Annotated in this window: 8 protein-coding genes and 5 pseudogenes; 5 read left to right on the top strand and 8 right to left on the bottom strand. The window is 57.8% G+C overall.

Going from position 1 to position 14,522, the window contains the following annotated elements; translation table 11 throughout:
* Positions 1 to 179 precede the first annotated feature (179 nt).
* From ACG873_RS31850 to ACG873_RS31840, 3 genes and pseudogenes are all read right to left on the bottom strand, one after another.
* Positions 180 to 2,057 (bottom strand): condensation domain-containing protein, encoded by a 1,878-nt coding sequence (locus ACG873_RS31850; RefSeq protein WP_394889957.1) that lies wholly within the window; start codon positions 2,055 to 2,057, stop codon positions 180 to 182.
* A gap of 546 nt (positions 2,058 to 2,603) precedes the next feature.
* Positions 2,604 to 3,014, bottom strand: a pseudogene (locus ACG873_RS31845) (IS5 family transposase); the annotation flags it as partial.
* A gap of 163 nt (positions 3,015 to 3,177) precedes the next feature.
* Entirely contained in the window at positions 3,178 to 3,423 is a 246-nt protein-coding gene (locus tag ACG873_RS31840) for a group II intron maturase-specific domain-containing protein (RefSeq protein ID WP_394889955.1), read from the bottom strand.
* Between the two features lie 501 nt (positions 3,424 to 3,924).
* Between ACG873_RS31840 and ACG873_RS31835 the strand changes: the two genes are divergently transcribed.
* The gene (locus tag ACG873_RS31835; RefSeq protein WP_394889953.1) at positions 3,925 to 4,791 is read left to right on the top strand and encodes an aminotransferase class IV; all 867 of its coding nucleotides are present in this window, start codon (positions 3,925 to 3,927) and stop codon (positions 4,789 to 4,791) included.
* A gap of 466 nt (positions 4,792 to 5,257) precedes the next feature.
* A pseudogene (locus tag ACG873_RS31830) lies at positions 5,258 to 5,495 on the top strand (glycine C-acetyltransferase); the annotation flags it as partial.
* A gap of 315 nt (positions 5,496 to 5,810) precedes the next feature.
* On the opposite strand, the pseudogene ACG873_RS31825 reads toward ACG873_RS31830, so the two are convergent.
* A pseudogene (locus ACG873_RS31825) lies at positions 5,811 to 6,765 on the bottom strand (integrase core domain-containing protein); the annotation flags it as partial.
* Between the two features lie 200 nt (positions 6,766 to 6,965).
* Between ACG873_RS31825 and ACG873_RS31820 the strand changes: the two are divergent.
* From ACG873_RS31820 to ACG873_RS31810, 3 genes and pseudogenes are all read left to right on the top strand, one after another.
* Positions 6,966 to 7,064: pseudogene (locus ACG873_RS31820) on the top strand (AsnC family transcriptional regulator); the annotation flags it as partial.
* 30 nt (positions 7,065 to 7,094) lie between these two features.
* Positions 7,095 to 7,436: an Lrp/AsnC family transcriptional regulator gene (locus tag ACG873_RS31815; protein ID WP_394893803.1), complete on the top strand. Its 342-nt coding sequence runs from the start codon at positions 7,095 to 7,097 to the stop codon at positions 7,434 to 7,436.
* Positions 7,437 to 7,582: 146 nt separating this feature from the next.
* A pseudogene (locus tag ACG873_RS31810) lies at positions 7,583 to 7,839 on the top strand (IS110 family transposase); the annotation flags it as partial.
* Positions 7,840 to 8,547: 708 nt separating this feature from the next.
* Here the strand turns inward: ACG873_RS31810 and ACG873_RS31805 are convergent.
* From ACG873_RS31805 to ACG873_RS31790, 4 genes are all read right to left on the bottom strand, one after another.
* Positions 8,548 to 9,228 carry a gamma-glutamyltransferase gene (locus ACG873_RS31805; protein WP_394893801.1) on the bottom strand — a complete coding sequence of 227 codons (681 nt, stop codon included), beginning with the start codon at positions 9,226 to 9,228 and terminating at the stop codon, positions 8,548 to 8,550.
* A gap of 74 nt (positions 9,229 to 9,302) precedes the next feature.
* Positions 9,303 to 12,056 carry a lyase family protein gene (locus ACG873_RS31800; protein ID WP_394889951.1) on the bottom strand — a complete coding sequence of 918 codons (2,754 nt, stop codon included), beginning with the start codon at positions 12,054 to 12,056 and terminating at the stop codon, positions 9,303 to 9,305.
* Complete coding sequence (locus ACG873_RS31795; protein ID WP_394889949.1) at positions 12,002 to 13,060, bottom strand: cysteine synthase family protein; 1,059 nt, start codon at positions 13,058 to 13,060, stop codon at positions 12,002 to 12,004. The genes ACG873_RS31800 and ACG873_RS31795 overlap by 55 nt, the downstream gene beginning before the upstream one ends.
* Positions 13,061 to 13,070: 10 nt before the next feature.
* Entirely contained in the window at positions 13,071 to 14,018 is a 948-nt protein-coding gene (locus ACG873_RS31790) for a hypothetical protein (protein WP_394889947.1), read from the bottom strand.
* Positions 14,019 to 14,522: the final 504 nt, after the last annotated feature.

Below are 14,522 nucleotides of genomic sequence, written 5' to 3'. Positions count from 1 at the left end.
AGGCCGCCGTCATCGCCGCGTGAAATCCATTCCCGCCCGCCTGGAAGATGTCCAGAGCGGCTTCGGTACGGAGCGGGAAAGCCGTTACCATCGCTTGATGGCGCCGCCGCCCGGGAGCGGCTGGGCCGTTGTGCTCCACTCGAACTGGGAGAATAATCAGCATTCCGAGCATTTCGATCTCATTCTTCGGGTAAATCGTCCAACCAGCAGGCGCCCTCGAGGTGCGGCCGGGAAAAGGTCTTTCCGATCTTTTCGAGAATCTTGTTTTGGTGATATCGCATATACACCCGGCCATCGGCTCCAAGGTCGAGGATCTCGATCTTTCCTGTGTAATGAGACATGATGTATTTGAATGTTTTTTGGATGCCGCTGAGATGTTGGTTGATGCCATGCGCAATCTCTATTCCGCGGCGCAGCGAAACCTGAAAATGCGATGCGCCTTGCACCGGCCTGCCCTGAAAGAGATAATAAGGTCGCACCCCCATTTGATGACACTTGGCGAAGGTCGCAGCCAAGATCCCGGGATCATCATTGACTTTCGCGAGGAGCACGGACTGGTTCAGGAACTGCACGCCCTGTGCGCGCAAGAAGCGAATGTAGCGCTCCGCATCGACCGATATTTCACCGACATGGTCGAAGTGTGTGACGATCACCGCGGCCTTACCCGCTTCATGGATGCGTTGAAACAAAACCGGCAAGGCCGGATCCTCGAACCGCTTGGGTTGATAGGCAAGTATCTTTGTCCCGAAGCGAATCAGATCGAGATGTGGAACTGCCAGCAGATGATCCAGAATTTTGTTGAGCTTAGCCGTGCTGAGCACGAACGGGTCGCCCCCCGTTAGCAGCACGTTCGTCATTTCAGGATGGCCGCCAATATACTGCGCTATTTGGGCGAAGTCAGTTGCTGTTTCATTGGAGTCCTTGCCGACAATGCGTTTGCGAAAGCAAAAACGGCAATATGAAGCGCAACGGTCCGTCACCAGCAACAACCCGGTTTGGGCGTATTTGTGCTGAAGTCCGGGCACGACCGTGTTGTCGTGCTCGCCGCTTGTATCCAGATCGCCGGGGCTCTCGAACTCCTCGAATGAGGGCTCCACAATATGCTTAAGTTGGTCGTAGTAACCACTGTCGGTAATCTGCTCACGATAGAATTTTGTAACGTGATAACGCGTGATGCCTTTGGCTTGTAAGTCAACCTCGGTGAGGGCGCGCGTTCCCTCGATGAATTTCATGACCGCAGTTCGGGGTCCGGAACCCGCGTTTGTCGGCGATGTTTGAGGCGGGCAAACGCCAGCCTTCGCCGAGATCGCCGGCACGGTGAGATCGCGATAGCTCAGGCCTTGATCCTCGTAGCCGACCCTGATCGACTCCGGATCCCGCTCCGCCTGCGCCTCAATGCAGCGGTCCTGCGGATCGACAACTTCCGTGGAACTGGACTCCACTCGAAAACGGTGATGTTCCTCCACAAACAGAAGCGGCGCCGACCGGGCCCGCTGCCCCAGGTCGGCCGCGGTGTAGAATTCGCTGAGCTCGCGTGTAAGGATTCTCCGCGACCAGTCGTCCGAGATCATTTCGTGCATGGTGATCAGCAGCACATTATCGTCTACCGCCAGGCGCACCAGCCGGCCGCGGATCAGCGGCCCGGCTTCTAGGTTGAACGCGTCTTGCGCTTCATGGCGCACCAGATCCGCGAGCATCACCTCCACATCCGCCGTCGTCAGATCGTCTCGTTTCAGCGGCAGGCCGACGTCCGCCCGCCCGATCCGCTGGAACGGCTCGCCGTCTTCCACCCCGAAGGTGGTGCGCAGCACCTCATGACGCGCCACCAACCTGTCCAAGGCCGACTGCAGGGTCGCCTCATCCAACTCGCCGCAAAGTCGAAGTCCCATCTGAATGTGAGAGCCCTCGCTGCCGTCAGCCAGACGCGAACGGAACCAAAGCCGTTGCTGCGAGAACGACAGCGGCACCCACGATGGACGCGGCAAAGCTCCGAGTGTCGGGAACGCACTCAGTACAGCATCTGTCGCGTTAATTTGGATAGTTCGAATAAGTTTCATGGAGACCTCCTCGGCCGGAGATTGCGAGCTCAAGTCGTAACGGATCCTTCACCATGTCCCATGCAATCGGCGTGCCACCGAAGAGGTTGTGCGGGAAAGAGGGGCAACCACGTGTCTCGCGTCGCAACGGCGGAATGTTTTGCGTCTCAGTGTGTCAGCTTGCGAACATAGACGTCTCAAAACCGACACTGAAGATGGCAGCACGGACGCCGAGTGACGCCGGTTCTACTTTGGGACTCGTATGGGCGATGAACGTCAATTTTCGGGGTACCAACACCGGTATCGGTGGCATCATCGATGTCGGCGAGCTCGAGCGAGCCGAAATCATCTCGATTTTTCCTCAGATGGAGCGGCCGACCCAACCAGTGACGACGCGTATAATCACTATACCGAGAGCTGGTCGAGGGCCTGCGATCGCACCGGTCCGGGTGTATTGAAGCCGGGCGTCATAGTGCCGAGCATCTTCAGTGGGACCGGCATGGAGCCTCTGAAATCGAATGGCATTGAGTCGATCCAGGCGAGAGACCTAAGAGGCCGTTTTGAAAATCAGGGATGTGCATTTCGTCGGATGAGGTTTCCACCCATGGCGACGAGGATCATGGCGTGAGAGACGTCGATGCGCTGTTCATAATCGCGCACGAGACGCCGCCAGCGCGTCATCCAGCCGAAGGTGCGCTCGACCACCCAGCGACGGGGCAGGACCTGGAAGCCCTTCTGGTCGTCGGATCGACGGATGATCTCGACGACGAAGTCGAGATAGGCGGCTTTGTCCATAAGCTTCAGCCGGTCATAGGCGCTGTCGGCGAACAGATGCTTCACCCAAGGCCAACGCTTGCGGATGCCGTCCAGGACCGCCCGAGCCCCGGCACTGTCGGAGATGTCGGCGGTGGTGAGATTGACCATCAAGAGCCGCCCATCGGTATCGACGGCAATGTGGCGCTTGCGCCCGACAATCTGTAGAGTCAACGACTGGCGCGGTGGCGGTGGGTTCCGGGGAGTTGCCGTTGGCCGGCGGCTTTCGCCTCGTGCCGGTGCCTCAGTCCGGACCGTCGCTCCGTTTCCAGTCGCTGCTCATCAAACTGGACATGCGGATCTCCCGCATCCAGCTTTCCGACTAGCTTCATCGTAAGGCCCACGGCGGCGACACGCGCTGCCGGCGACGAAGACGCACCACGCCCAGTTTCTCGGAGATGTTGGTCCGCGAGACCTGTTTCGTGCCGCGCCCTTGCAGCTTATGCCGTTTGCGCAGGAAGTTGCTCACGCGGTCGTAGACATAGCGGTCAACGGCTTCATAGGCCGGCGCTCGGGTGCCGTAGCTGAAGTAGGTCGACCAACCGAGCAAGAGCTGGTTCAGCCGAACACGCACTTCTGGCCATGGCCCCTTGTTACCCGGTCTTAAGCGACCCATACATCGGCGTCTGTGTCTTCACCGGTCTACATCAAATGAGTTGGTCGGCTCCCTGATCGATTCATTTCACTTCTTTCCAACAATTGACTGTTGCGGCTCTTTGATCGTCTGAATTTGGCTTCGAACCTCGCGTCTTCCACGTCAACATCGTCAGTGCCGTTAGCGATAGCTCGAGCGATCAGCGTGCGAACAGGGGGTGAAACCCGGACCGAGGAAGGAAAACGCAGCTATGAGACATGGTCATTTCAAAAAAATGGGCTTTACAGTGCTTCGAGCGCTCCATGCGAGGCGTCCAGCGGATCTCATCAAGCAAGCTCGTCTAGACCCGGATGAACCTATTCAAGTGATCGGATGGAGTGATAAAAAGTGACTTTCTCAATAGAACAGTCTTTTCCCGCGCTTCCAACTGTCGACGAGCATCACGTTGATCGACGTCGGTATCCGAATGGAGTTGCGTTCATGGATGGGCAATACCTCCCGATCTTCGAAGCCAAGATCTCCGTGCTGGATTGGGGTTTCCTGCACTCCGACGCCACTTATGACACAGTGCACGTGTGGAATGGCAGATTCTTCCGCTTGGATCTGCATCTTGACCGCTTCTTTGGGGGCGTGGAACGACTGCGAATGAAGCTGCCCTATGATCGTGAGAAAATCGCATCGATCCTGACAAATTGTGTCGCTCTATCGGGCCACAGATCGGCGTATGTGGAGATGATTTGCACGCGCGGTACGTCGCCGACATTCAGCCGCGATCCCCGCCAAGCGGAGAACCGCTTCATCGCGTTTGCTATCCCTTTTGGGTCGGTTGCCAACAAGGAACAGCTGGAAAGAGGCTTGCACGTCGCGATCAGCGAAACCGTCCGCATCCCACCCAACTCGGTCGATCCCGCAATCAAGAATTACCATTGGCTAGATCTCGTGAAGGGCCTTTTCGACGCTTATGACATGGGCGCGGAGACAGCGCTGATCGTCGATACGAAAGGGCACATTGCGGAGGGACCCGGCTTCAATGTGTTCCTTGTAAAGGACGGATCCTTGAGGACACCCGCTTTTGGCGTGTTGCCGGGCATCACACGCCGGACTGTTTTCGATCTCTGTGCCGAAATCGGGCTCCCGGCCACGGCCGCTGAAATTTGTCGTGCTGACATCAAAGGGTCAGACGAGGTGTTCATCACCTCGACTGCCGGCGGCATTATGCCCGTGACCCGTATAGACGACGCCGCGATCGCTCATGGGCGCGTGGGATCCGTCACCCGCCGGCTCATGGATCTCTACTGGCAAAAGCACGACGACCCGTCATGGTCGACTGCTGTCATTTATCCGTAATGAGAAACCAGCCATTCGATATCAACTTGGCGAGAGGCTCGTGACGATGACGGTTGAGCAGTCGTCACGCATATTCCGAAAATCGAGCGGGCGTGCTTTGGCGGGCACCGCCCCTGGATCTGATCGACTGGTCGATATGCGCCGACGTCTCCTGCCGCTGGAATCCAGCAGTCGGAAGATGAGCGCCATCCGCGATAGTGCGGCAACCTTCTGCGCCGCCGAGCTCGCGGCACGCGCCGACGACACTTACCTCAACCAGGCGACCCTCCAGTCGATTTCCCGCGAAATGGTGATGCCGGTTTGCGCTCGGTGTCATTCCCGTGGAATATGGAGGGCTCGAAGCTGACCGCGACCAATGGCCTCGTGGCGTACGCGGGTGAGTGTATTGGCAGAGTGTCCGGTCCTCACCGATCATGTTCTTTGAGGGCCTTGGGGGCTTACATCCTGCCATCCTGCGGAATTGACGATGAAGAACGATTTCATTGCCCATTTGTCGGCCCGACTGGCTGGGTTGAAATCTGCGGGGCTCTACAAATCAGAGCGCGTAATCACTTCAACCCGATCGTCCGAGATCGAAGTCGTCCATGGCAGCAAGGTCCTGAATTTCTGCGCCAATAGTTAGCTCGGCCTTGCCGACGAACAAAGATTTGCCGGACGCGGCAAAGGCTGCACTCGACCGCTATGGATACGGCATGGCGTCGGTCCCTCGCGCCGGCCTTCCGCGTCGACCGACGGCGCCGCGCAGTGAGCTCAAGGGTGGGGCTACAGGCGGGCCCCATCCCGAAGCGACTTGCCGTTGACGGTCACGAGCACGGCGGCAGGCTATGGTGGTTGGGACGAGGCTTTCCTGCAGCACTTGGGCAAACGACGACAGTTCCGAGGGGATCTGGCCTCAAGAACGCAGATCGCGTCACAACCTTGTATGCGGTCGATCCCTGGAGGATCGGTGCAGCCATGCGCATCGGCGGCGAAGCTACGGGGCGGCGGGTCCATTCTGAGCAACGGCTTGGAAAGCCCAACGTGTTTGGTCCCGGAATGAGGTGACGCGGATCGATTTTGAAGATTGATGGGTCTTTCGTCCAGTGATGACAGATGGCCTCGAAGGGGGTTTCCATCGCAGAGCCTTCAGGTGCTTTGCGAAGTTGTACGCAGCGACGAAGGCGAGGACATGCGCCTTGAGGCTTTCGACGTCGGGGTAGTGAAGACCTTGACTGTCGCGTCCTTGATGGTGCGGTTCATGCGCTCGGCCTGGCTGTTGGTCCATGGATGATAGGTCAGCTTGTGTGTGATGCCATTTTCGATGCAGACGCGATCGAAGACCGGTGGGGACCGAGCCAGGGTGCGGGTGGGGCCGTTGCGGTTCTTGGGCAGATCGGCGAAGGCCATGCCGTTGTCAGTGAGCACGGTGTGGATTTTCTAGGGAAAGGCCGCCACGACATTTCTGAGAAACTGTGCTCCGTTCATCGTGCCGGCCTTTGCGAGAACTCGACATAGGTGAACTTGGAGACGCGGTCGATCGCGAGGAACATGTGGAGCTTGCCCTCGGCGTGCTGGAATTCGCAGACGTCGATATGGACTAGCCGATCGTCGTCTCGGCGAATTTGCCACGCTTGGAGGTCTTCTCACTCTAGGGCAGCCGGGAGATGCCATGACGGACTAGGCAGCGTGCAAGTTGGACCGGGTCAGCTTGGGAATGCTGTCCTTCAGACACCCCAGAACATCGTCGAGCGGCAACAGCGTCCTGCGGCGGAACTCGACAACGACGGCTTCCTCGACAGGGGTAAGCACCGAGCTCTTAGGAATTGCGCGCCCCATCGGCTGGTCGGCCGTCGTCGTTCTCGATTTCCACTTCGCAACCGTTGTGCGGCTCAGGCCGTATTGCCTGGCCAGGATACTGGTCGTTTCTTGCGACGCTTGGAGCCCGGCTCGAACTCGCGGCGTTGTGCGGACGCTGCCGTGAAGAATGTCTGCCATAACGCCTCCTCCGAATCACGGCTCAGGATAGCGTCACGACTCTCTGGGACTGAACACCTAGTCCGGAAGGGGCGGCATATTTGATCAAAATGCCAGACCGTAATGCCTCGCTTGTTTCACTTTTGCGAGCGAATCGAAATGAATGTTGCGGAAATTTGTGCAACTGTTAAAATTGTGAAGTAAAGATCAAATCGTCAAGTATGGCCGGGCATTGGACGGTGGACGACCTAGACAAAAGGATCCTGACGGCGCTACAGAGGAACAATCGGCACTCCTTTGCCGACCTCGCGGAACTAGTCGGTTCTTCAGCCGCTTCTTGCATGCGTCGAGTGAACAAGTTGCGTGCGGAGGGCGTGATCGTTGCGGATATCTCACTTGTGAATCCCAAGGCTCTTGCCAAATCGCTTAGTGTCGTTGTGACAGTAGAGCTTGACCGTGAACGTCTGGACCTTGTCGACGATTTCAAGCGCGCGATGCGCGCTGCCAAGGAAGTTACTCAGTGCTATATGGTGACGGGCGACGCCGATTTCGTCCTGGTCGTAGCGGTGGAGGACGTCGAGGCCTTTGACGTTTTCATCAAGACAAAGCTCTATACCAACCCAAACGTGCGAAAATTTAGAAGCATGATCAGCCTTGATCGTGTCAAGTTCGAACCGAGGGTAATGGTATAGCGTAGTTTGCGCCGAGGCCACCACTGCGAGTCGCTTATTGAAGCACCCGATTGGCCGTGCAGCACCCGATTGAGTTCTTTCGCTTGGACCCCGCCCTCGCGGCGAGGGTGGAATCTCGAACGTCAACTGCGATGAAGGAGGATGCCATGCAGATCGTTCGGATAGGTCTGGATTTGGCGAAGTATGTCTTGGAGGTTCACGGCGTCGACAACCACGGGAATGTCGTGGTGCGAAAGAGACTGCGTCGCGATGCGGTGGCCCGCTTCTTCCCCAATTTGCCGGCGTGTCTAGTCGGCATGGGTTCGAACGGGGCGCACTATTGGGCTCGCGTGCTTACTGAGCTGGCCATCAGGTGCGGCTGATCAGCCCTCAGTTCGTGACGCCATACATCAAGTCAAACAAGAGCCGCATGAAGAAGCCGGATATACGTCAGTAGTTGTGACCATCAACCGGATTCAGCCAACCTGTTGCAATCGGGCGGGGAATATACGTTCCACATGGTCGCGCTACGATAGTGAAATGAGAGGAAGGTGCTGCTTCACCGTCCGGTCCCACCGCAACGCCGCCCGGTTTCATCAGCGCTCCGAGATCGAAAGGCTGCTCGATAGGGTATAGCGGCATTTCCGACCGCTTTGGCTCATGTCAGCAAGAGGCGTCTTCGGGCGGCCTAGGCCAGATTACGGCCTCCACCCGATGAGCGACTGAACCTCCGTATGTGTTCCCGCCTTGCGCAACGATCGCGACGCCGGAATCGCGGCATAGACGAACGGTCGTGTGACTTCATCCGTTTTGGGCGTTTGCGCGACGGCAATAGGCACCACGCCGCACTTGTCCGGTCGCGTTTGAACGGGTCCACATACGCACCGGTTACCCAGCCTTTCGGGCCAAGCGGGTTAGCCGGCGCGGTGGCGAGGTCGCTCAGTAAGTCTCCTCCCATCGATGCACGGCAACGGTAGCTTCCGATGAACGGCTCCGTGTCTCAGAGCATGCTTTGTGCGATCGTTCTGGGCAGACCGTGATGAACTGTTCACGAGGCGCCTCTTCGAAATGTGCGGCTTTGCATGAGGATCACCCGATCGCCGGCCATTTGCCGGCCGCGTTCAACCCGCGCCTAAATTCGGATTAAGCCTCGCCCCACGCCGCGCCAATCCGCCGCCGAGACCGATCGGCGTGCCATCGGCCCGCCAGCACGCGGCGCTGTCATCGTGCCGTCTGCATCGAACTGAATCGCACTCATGCCGCAGCCAATCCTGTTAACCGTCGCCACATCCTGACCGCGGTCGCGCAATGCCGCGAGCACGCCCTCCGGCACCGAAGCCTCGACCTTCACCCCCCAGCCGCGCGTCCAAAGCTCCACCGCTTCCTGAATGCTCATGCCATGATCGACCAGGTTGGACAGCGTCTGCATTACCGAGGGGAACATGCGGAGCCCGCCAGGCAGCCCAATCGCGTAGCGGAGCCTGCCGTCGTGCAGCACCATCACCGGAGACATCGTCGAGGTCACGCGCTTGCCGGGTGCGACCGAGTTGGCGCGGCCCGGATGCGGATCGAACGAGGACATGTAGTTGTTCGGGATCATGCCGGTGCCCGGCACGATGTAGCCGGCGCCGAAAAGGTAGCAGATCGTCTGCGTGCTGGCGACGACGTTGCCGAACCCGTCCGCCACCGTCAGATGGGTGGTATCTGCACCTTCGCTACTAGGTGCCACCCCCGCGCTCCATGACTGAGCGCGGTCCATTGTGATGCCAGCCCGGCGCTCCGCTGCATAGCCCTTGGACAGCAGCTTGCCGATCGGCTGGTGAACGAACTCCGGATTGGCGGACTGCTGGACATTAGAATAGACTGCCCGCGTCGAGCTGCGGACGTTCAGGTAGTCGGCTGCCTATCAATGAGTTCTTTCACCCTCTGTTTGCGGTGGGTCTCGGCGCGCGCCCAGCGTTCCCGTATGTCCTCGCATTTCAGCTGCGTGTCCCGAAAGAGCTTTTTTGCCATAGAAAGCTGGCGGTCGGTTGAGCCTTTTCCCGGTCCTCCTCCGAACTGCAGAGCATCCCTGCACTCTTCAAGACTCTCCGGTAACACACCAGCGAGTTGGCTGGCGAGCTCGCGTCGGCGCTCCGCCACGCGGCTAACCTGGGGCACGCGCCCGGCGATCTCGCCAACTAGTGTGTGGGCCTCCCGGAAAGAAACGCCTCGCGAGGCCATCCGCTCGGCGGCGACGGCCGTCATCGATGACCCATCTTCCAGATTTTCACGCATAGACTGCACGTTGAAAGACATGAATTTCACAATGAGTGATGTGAGGGTGATGGCCCTCTTCAGGGCCTCTTCTGCAGGGCTAAGAGTAGAGCAGCCGTAGTTGCTCGTTTCAACCGAGTTGCTGAAAGGCGATTTGCACGTTGCTGTTGCCGCAGAAACGTATGCGCCAAGCACTGTGCTTGCCGATCCCTTGATGTGTTCAAGCAAAAACGGGTTCTTCTTTTGGGGGAGCATGGAAGAGCCGCCAGCGAGATTGTGAGGAAGGTCGATGAGCGCGAACTCCCGCGTCGTCCAAACCTGCAGGTCCTGGGCCACACGGCTTAGCAAAATTGAAATGCCAGCGAAGACTGAAAGCCCTTGCAGGTGATGATCGCGGCTTGCAACCGCATCCAGTGAGTTGAATGACGAGAGTTCGAATCCCAGAAGCCTTGCGGTCTTCAAGGGATCTATAGGCATGCTGGTGCCTCCACCGGCACCAGCTCCCATAGGGCAGTTCCTGATGTCATCCAGCAAGCAATGGAGGCGCTGGCGCTCGCGTCCAACAGCGAAGAAAACACTGAGCAGGTAGTGCCCTGGCGATCCGGGGAGTGCAATCTGGTACTGGCTGTACAACGGAGCCACAAGTCTCGATGCCTCCTCCACTCGCTGAAGCAGGGCATCTTGTGCAATTCCCATTTCTTGGGAAATAGTAGATGCAGCTTCCCGAAGGACCAAGAGAGAGATGGTCGCGTTCAAGTCGTTGCGGGATCTCGCAAGGTGCAGCCAGCCTGCCGTTTCCGGGCCGGCTCTGGCGGCAAGTTCTGCCTCGTAGGCAAGGTAGAGGCCACGCGGAGCACCGCGGCCCTCCAGCGACTGAAAGCCCTCGTCCTGGAGGTCCACGATGTGCTTCAGGAGATCGGCAGCGGTTGCCGGCCTGACCAAGCCCTGGTCCGCGAGCATCACCAGATGTGCTTCGTCTATGGCCGCCTGGTGCCGCAGAAGGCGACCGTCACGCGAGATTTCGATAGGCGGAGCGAGCAACTTCATCGCTTCGGGATGTAGGTTCCACCTATCCTCGCTTGACCCAGCGACTTGTTTGTTGTCCGATTCGCCATGAGCCGCCTCGATATCGATCACAATGGAATCGATCATCCCTTCAGCTGCCGCTGCAGCGGCGTTGAGTTCATCTGCGACGCCTATAGCGTAGGCTACGCGGTCTCTGAAGTCGCCGTTTATTTGAACTTCCTGCGGCTCAGATTTCAGAAGGCCCGCTTCGAGCACTGTCGGTCCTGGATTTCGAGAAAAGCTCAGGCGTTTGAGCTTCCCGGATTTGTGAGCAAGTCGGAAACGGATGGCTCCCGCTCTTTCGCCCGCGCGCGGAGGCGTGAACCCTTCTCCCGCGTAAAGTTTGATGACCATGTCCAGGATTGACGTGCCCAGGGCGTGCGACAGCATGACTGGAATCATTCCTCCAGCCAGCCTGGGATTGACCTCAATAATGACCGGGCCCGACTCGGCTATCACGAACTCTACATGAGCCGGTCCGAACTCTAGGCCGAGCGCTGATACCGCGCTCACGGCAAAAGAGGCCAATTCCTGAAGGGAGCGCTCCGGAAGCGGGGCCGGGAAGTCGTGCCCGACCTCAACGAAGCAGGGAGGTGGGCCCTTGTGCTTGGCAAGAATTCCAAGGCAATGCAGCGTCCCATCGTACGCAATTATCTCTGCAGAGTATTCCTTGCCCTCTATATATTGCTGGATGAGCACGTCAGGGCTGCGCAGACCTACCTGATCGAGCAATGCGCCCCTTGCACTCTCAAAGGCCTTGATGGCGGCTACCTCGCTATCACATAAGCTCACGCCGCTACTGCCGCTTCCGGAGACCGGCTTCACGACCACTGGCAGAGTAGCTTGGGCAAGAATGTTCTCCACGTCTCTGACGGAAGTAGCCAGTCGAGTTTCAGGGATTGCGATTGATTGTCGCCGTAGCTCGGCCGCTTGTTTCCATTTGTTTCGGCAAGTAGCTATGGCCTCAGGATTCGCTGTTGGTAGCCCGATCGCCATTGCAGCACTTGACGCTGCTTCCACAAAATACTCCGACGACGAGTATATTCCTGCCAGCCTTCCCAATTTGGTGGCGACCCCGACGAGTTCGTCCGGACTACGCGTTTCAGCTTCGATAACGTGAGCGACGGTGTCTTTAAGAAACTCATAACGCGCAGGATCGCGCGTAGCGAGATACGGTTCAAAGCCCAAGACTCGGGCTCGCTTCATCAACAGTTCGCCGGTGCCCGTTGTGTTGCTTTCCACGAAAAGGAAGCTACCTCGGTTCATCATGAATCGTCCTCCAGCACGTTTAGGACAGCTTCCCGGCTTTTTCGATTCCAACGATATCGGTTCCATGGCGGGAGAGCGGTCGAGGGATGCTCTTCGCTGGCCGGAGCGTCCAGAAGAACACCTTCATGTAGACATCCGTTCTGCTTGAGCCACTCGTCGTCATAAACAGCTTCGGCGTAGCGGTGGCCTTCATCGGGACATATGACGACTACGGTTTCTGTTGGATACTGCCGAGCGTGCCAACGCCCAACGATGTAGCTCGCTCCAGAGGTCGGACCGGCGAAAACGGCGTGGCGCTCGTGGAGCGTATGCGTTGCAGCAAATGCGAGCGGAGCCGAGATGAGATGCACCTCGTCATAGAGTTCATGCTTCACGTTCATGGGGACAAGACTGTTCCCCAGCCCCCGCAGTTTCCGTTCGCCATCAGGTTGGCCAAAAATGACGCTATTGAAAGTGTCCACTCCGATCAGGCGCGCGCCACGGGCTTTTTGGCGGAGGCGCTCTATCGTTCCGCAAGTAGAGCCGCCTGACCCCACAGAACCGACCAAAGTTATGTCGGCGTCCAGCATCCCCGATATCTGGTCGGCGAATTGCGTATAGGCCGCGGGGTTGTCCGGTGTTTCGTATTGCCGGGGCCAGAAACAGGAGTGGCCCAACTGTCTCATCTTAGCGTGTAATGCGTCCAGCCGGCTTCTTTGATAGCCGCCCTGATTGGCCTTTTCAGTTACTATGACGACTTCGGCTCCCAGGGATCTCAACCTGTTCTCAAGACCTTTGTCCATCACTGGGTCTGTGAAGATTTCGAGCTGGAATCCACGTTCCCGGCAAACTACGGCCAAACCCAGTGCGAAGGTTCCGCTTGAGGTCTCGAGAACTTTCATGCCGTGCTTCAAAGTCCCTCGAGCCACCGCTTGCTCAATGATGTACTTCGCAGGGAGAAGCTTCATGAATGCAAACTGCGCAAGATAAAGGTTTGCCTCACACCTAATAATCTTTGGCAGAGCATGGGCGTCAGAATACCCGGAGAATGGCAGGCGTTTGCGGACAGCGTCCATATTGTTCACCTCATCGGCAGCCAGACATGGTCAGGTATATTTCTGGCGCGTTGTCGAACGGCGATACGCCGGCCAGCACGGACCGAAGCTTCCGTGGGAAGTCAGCCGCCGTTCGATCAAGCAGGATTCCAATCATTGTGCCGCTATGCGCGACTATGACTCCGAGAGCGCCAGCGGCCTCGGATGCTTTCACCATCGATTTCAGATGCTTCTTTGGAGTCCGCTCCTGATGCAGGAGAGCGCTGGCTGTGGCTATTTTGCCAATCGTAGCCGTATCACCTCGCGCAATTGCTATCCGTGCGCTGTCCAGGAGGTCTTGATATTCTGCTCTTCGACTGGCGGAGATTTCACCGCGCTGTTGATCATACTTGACGGTTTCGACCGTCCCTCCTTCATCGATACCAACGATTCCAAGTGGGGGCATTTGGCCAAGGAAAGAGAGAAGGGTACATGATCGCTGTTGGTAAGCGACCACACCGGGGTACATCACCCCGTCAGATGGCTCAATGTCCGCCATTAACTTCTCGATCAACGATGTCCGGATTCTACGCTTGAAGCAGCCTGCGATTGACCGAGCAGTCGCGACAAGATCGGCAGACGAACTCGCGAGTCCTTTGCCTTCGGGGAGCTCAGATTCCAAAAGGAGGATTCCTCCTGAGGCGCCGAGCGCAATCACTAGATCCTCAGCCAGTCGTTTTGCTTTAACTTTATGTGACGGATAGACAGTTACCAGTCGTGTGCCTGCAATCGGCATGAAGTGAGCTCGCGCAAAGCGCGCGATGGGCATCGTGACCAAAAAGTGAGCGTCGCAGGGAACGGAGGCGGCCGGCAACTGGCCTTGCAGCAACTCGCCGAATGTGCCGCAACAAAGAGCGTCGCTAGAATGAATTCTTGGCTGCTGCCCGTCCTCGGCGAAAATCTGGGCCGCATCTGCGCCATCGAACCTCTGGTGATTCATGTGTGGCTTCCAAACTTCATCGGCGGCTGCTTCGAGAAGTTCTCTAGTCGACATGCTCACCCCGCTTCTTTGAGGGCCGCTAGGATGGGGAGAATTTTGGATCACCAATCAGTTCCCCTCAGGTTCATTGAAGTGTGACTTGCTGCGATGAGGTGAGGCCCGGATTATCTGAACAGGGCTCGGGTTTCAGTTGGGAATACTTTCAATGCATCGCGGTTGCCCGCGATATGAATGCCGGTCGGCAGCTCTCGCCTCGCACAGAAAGGATTTCAAAAATCGCGCCAATTTGCTGATTGAACCGAAGAAGAATTTTGTGATTGCTTTTCAGCTGTTTAGCCTGAGGCAACAAGAGATTGGCCAAACAGGCGTGTGTCGCAGACCCGACAAACCCGACCGGGATGTCGAATTGCGCCGCTCGAGACCGCTATGCGTTGACCTCGGAGGCCGGAAGACGCGGGCTCATCTGCTCGCTCGGCCGCAACTGAACAGTCGTTGCGCCATCGG

The sequence above is a fragment of the Allomesorhizobium aridi genome (assembly GCF_043769475.1).
GTDB lineage: Bacteria > Pseudomonadota > Alphaproteobacteria > Rhizobiales > Rhizobiaceae > Allomesorhizobium.
This window is presented reverse-complemented; position numbering and strand designations above follow the sequence as displayed.